Origin of the sequence: Streptomyces globisporus (genome assembly GCF_003501885.1) — a bacterium.
GTDB classification, from domain to species: Bacteria; Actinomycetota; Actinomycetes; order Streptomycetales; family Streptomycetaceae; genus Streptomyces; species Streptomyces globisporus_D.
The window spans coordinates 1-3,899 of the sequence record NZ_QWFA01000320.1; the positions used below are offsets into that span (position 1 = coordinate 1).

Below are 3,899 nucleotides of genomic sequence, written 5' to 3' on the forward strand. Positions count from 1 at the left end.
CGGACACACCGGCGCACGGCGGCGGCCGGACCGCGCGGGGGCGGCCGGGGGAGGGGATCTCCGGCACAGCCGTGGTCCGTGGCTGCGGGCCGCCGGTGGGGCCGACCAGCTGGTCACGCTCCTCGGTCCGGTGAAAACCGAACTGGAGGTGGCGCACCAGGGTCTGACCGTCGGGGCCGGAGCGCTGTCCGCGCTGGCGGAACTGGGGACCGTACGGGCCTCGTGGGAGCGCCGGATCGAGGACGCCCGTAAGGAGTGCGGGAGCCTCGGCGGGAAGATGCGGGCGGTGGTCCAGGGCCAGACGCAGGCCAACGAGACGGTGAGGAGCGGCTTCGACGGGGTGAAGACGCCGGGCGCCGGGGGCGCGCGGTGAGCGGGCGGAGCGGTGGGGCGGGTTCCGGCCTGACCTGGTCGGCGTTACGTGAGGTGAAGTGCGCCGAACTGGAGCAGGCGGCGGACGGCTGGGGGCGCGTCGGCAACCGGGCGGACGCGGCCCGGGACCGTATCGAGGGGCAGCTCCTGCCGGGCCTGCGCGATACGCAGAGGGGGGAGGCGCCGGACGCGGCCGTGCGGGGGTTGCGGCGGCTGGGGACGAACTTCCAGTACATCTACACCGAGTGCGGGCTGCTGCGGACCACGCTGAACAGCCTGGCCCATGAGATCAAGACCCAGCAGCGGGTGTTGCAGGGAGCGCTGGACGATGCGGCGGCGTTGAAGTTCACGGTGCACGCGGACGGTTCGGTGACGTATCCGGCGGCGGGCGAGGGCCTGATCGACGGGAAGCCGTTGGCGGGCGGGACGGCGTCGGGGGTGCCGAACCCGGGCATGGTTCCGCCTTCGGGTCTCGTCGCGCCCAACCCGAACGCGGGCAAGGCGCAGGACATCGCGGACCGGGTGGCGCAGGCGGTGCGGGCGGCGGCCGATGCGGACTGGCGGTACGCCAGGATCCTGCGGTCGCTGAAGGCGCACGAGGGGCTGGGCGTTCCGGTGGCGACGTGGACGGACGCGGCGGCCGATGCGGCGGCGGTACGGGGTGCGGCGCGCGGCTACCTGAAGGATGCGATCCCGCACGATGCGAGTCCGGCGGAGCGGAAGGCTTGGTGGGCCGGCCTGACGGACGAACAGCGCGAGGAGTACCTCGCGGTGTACCCGGACCAGATCGGCAACCTGGACGGGATTCCGTCCCTGGTCCGGGATGCGGCGAACCGGGACAACCTTCAGTTGCTGATGGGGAAGCTGGAGGGGCGGGACGACGGCGACTCGGCGACGAAGCTTGCGGCGCTGCGGGAGATCGACCGGCAGCTGCGGGCGGGGCCGAAGGTGGGGGAGCCGCCGATGTACTTGCTCGGGATCGGGGATCAGGGGAACGGCCGGGCGATCGTGTCGTACGGGAATCCGGATACGGCACGGAATGTGGCGGCTTATGTGCCGGGGTTGAATACGTCGTTGGACAAGGAGTTTGCGACGGGGGATCTGAAGCGGGCGCGTGATCTATCCATTGTCGCGAACCGGCACGGAGCGCCTGCTGCTGCCATTGCCTGGCTCGGGTATGACGCGCCCCAGTCGCCTGACGGGCTCCGAAGCCTAGCTGTTGCTGTGGGCGGCAGGGCCGAGGAGGGCGGCAGGGCCTTTCATGAGTTCATGGGCGGGATTAAAGCGGCTAACGACCATGGGGATCCTCATTTGACGGCCATCGGTCACTCCTACGGATCGCGGACGGTTGGCGGTGCTGCGCAACATCCTGGGGGAATTCCCGGTGTCGATGAAATCGTGTTTGTCGGAAGCCCGGGAGTGGGTGTCGACAGTGCCGACGACTTGGGGGTAGGGCGGGATCATGTATTTGTCGGGGCCGCCGCGAACGACGTGGTGACCAAACTTCCGTCCAAGGCTGAATCAGTGCTGGGGACGGCTGGAGTGGGGTTCGGTGGCCCGGCGGCCGCCTACGCCTTCGGTGACCTGGTCGACCGGCGGGACGACGATGTCTGGTTCGGCAGGGACCCGGCCAGCGAAGCGTTCGGGGCGAGGCGGTTCGAGGTGGGCGATGGGCCATTCTTGATCGGGAAGGGCAAGATCGACGTCGATGCGCATTCGGAGTACTTCGACCCCAAAATCGACAGAGCATCAGTCGAGAACATGGCATTGATCACTGCGGGTCATGCGGACAGAATCAAGAGGGAAGAGCCGCATTGATGGCCGTGTTTCGATCTGTGACTATGGCCGTTTTGGTGAGCTTTCTGATGGCGGGATGCGCCGGGCTTCGGGGTGGAGAAATGGATATGCAGGATGCTGCTGAACGCGCGGATGAGATGCTAGACAGTGTGCTGGCCGAAATCGACCCGAGTGTGCGTTGGGTGCATGGCCCGACGACGACGGGGGGCTGCACCGTCACTCGGAGGCGGACAGTCATGACCGTCGTATCACCTCAACGGAGGGGTAGCTTGCTGGGTGTGGTGGATCGGTTCTGGCGGAAGAGCGGCTACCGCGTGACCGCGATCAACAGCCACGTCGACGCCCCTGCGATCTTTGTGCGGACTCGCGACGGATGTCAAGTAAGCCTAACTGTCGCCGACAGGGGCCAAGTGCACTTCGACGTGGACAGCCCCTGCGTTCGCCACTCCGAAGTGGCCGATTCCACCAGCCAGGCCACCGCCTTCCTCGACCCCGGCGCGGAGTTCATCCCCCGCCCCAACATCCACTCCGACTTCTGGTCGGCAAGTGGGTCGTGATCGGGCCATGGTGACTCAACTCGGCTGACACGCAAGGCTTTTGAGCCCTGCATTGGGCCCTGGGGCCCATGTCTCGCCCCCCGCTCGTGTGGTCGCATACGCGGAGTGACCGACCTGTCGCCCGTTCCGCCCACTCACGAGGTAGGGGACTGCTCTTGTCCGGCATACGAAGAAGCGCGGTCCCTGTTGGCGTCGATGTAAGCGCTGCCGTAGCGGGTTCGGGTGGGCGGTTGATGCCCCGGGCGTTGCAGGCGGCCCTGATTCTGCTTCACGTTCTCTTCGTGGCCACCCTGGTGGGCGCCGTGCGGGCCCTGTCGACCGCCTCCTCGGTGGACGCGGTCGACGGGTACCTCCTCGGGCTCCTGCTCTATGCGTCGTTACCCGGGGTCGCCGCCTTCGTGCTGTCGCTGTACGTCCGTCATGGCGGCGTTCGCGTCCGGTACGGGCTCCTCGCCGTGCTGACCTGGATCGTCCTCGGTGCCCTCGCCGAGCTGAGCGGCGGGGGCGCCGAGGGGCAAGGCGTCGCGCGGGTGGCCGTACCGGTGGCCGTCATCGTGCTCCTGTGCCGGCCGGAGAGCCGTCGGTGGTTCCGCAGCGGCCTGGAGCAACGGGCCGAGCAACGGCTGTTCAGCTTCGCCCGGATGATGAAGCTCCGCCGTGACGGCGGGCAGACCGCGCTGGAGTACCTCGGCCTCGTCCTGGTCGTCGTCGCTCTGGTCGGCGGGCTCATGGCCACGGGGGCCGGGCAGCAGCTCACCGCGGAGATCCGCAGCGCCATCTGTGAACTGACCGGCAGTTCGTGCCCGGCGCCGGGGCATGAGGTCGTGGCCGGTGGCGGGAACGGCGACGGGGGTGTGGATGGCAGGGGCAGCGGGGCCCGTGACACCTCGTCGTCCGGCGCCGACGGCAGTGGGGGAGAGGGCGAGTCCAGCCTTACCGGTGGTACCGGCAGCACCGGCACCACGGGCGAGAACGCCACCAGCGGCACCAGCGGCACCAGCGGCACCAGCGGCCGCCCCGCCACCACCGGAGCCCCCACCACCTCCGGCGGCACCAGCGGCCGCCCCGGCGACACCGCCACCTCCGGCGGCACCAGCGCCCCCACCACCACCGGCGGCACCACCGCCGGAGCCCCCAACACCGCTGGTGCCGCCGGAGGTGGCGGTGTCGCCG

General features: G+C 69.4%; 3 protein-coding genes and 1 pseudogene. All 4 read left to right on the forward strand.

Annotated features, from left to right (window positions below):
- Positions 1–373, forward strand: a 373-nt coding sequence (locus D3105_RS32835) for a hypothetical protein (protein WP_240647110.1), incomplete at its 5' end; no start/stop codon positions are given.
- The gene (locus tag D3105_RS32840; RefSeq protein WP_118906478.1) at positions 370–2,190 is read left to right on the forward strand and encodes an alpha/beta hydrolase; all 1,821 of its coding nucleotides are present in this window, start codon (positions 370–372) and stop codon (positions 2,188–2,190) included. The genes D3105_RS32835 and D3105_RS32840, both read left to right, overlap by 4 nt.
- 389 nt (positions 2,191–2,579) lie before the next feature.
- Positions 2,580–2,726 carry a hypothetical protein gene (locus D3105_RS35630; RefSeq protein WP_240647111.1) on the forward strand — a complete coding sequence of 49 codons (147 nt, stop codon included), beginning with the start codon at positions 2,580–2,582 and terminating at the stop codon, positions 2,724–2,726.
- 233 nt (positions 2,727–2,959) lie between these two features.
- Positions 2,960–3,899: pseudogene (locus tag D3105_RS34840) on the forward strand (alpha/beta hydrolase); the annotation flags it as partial.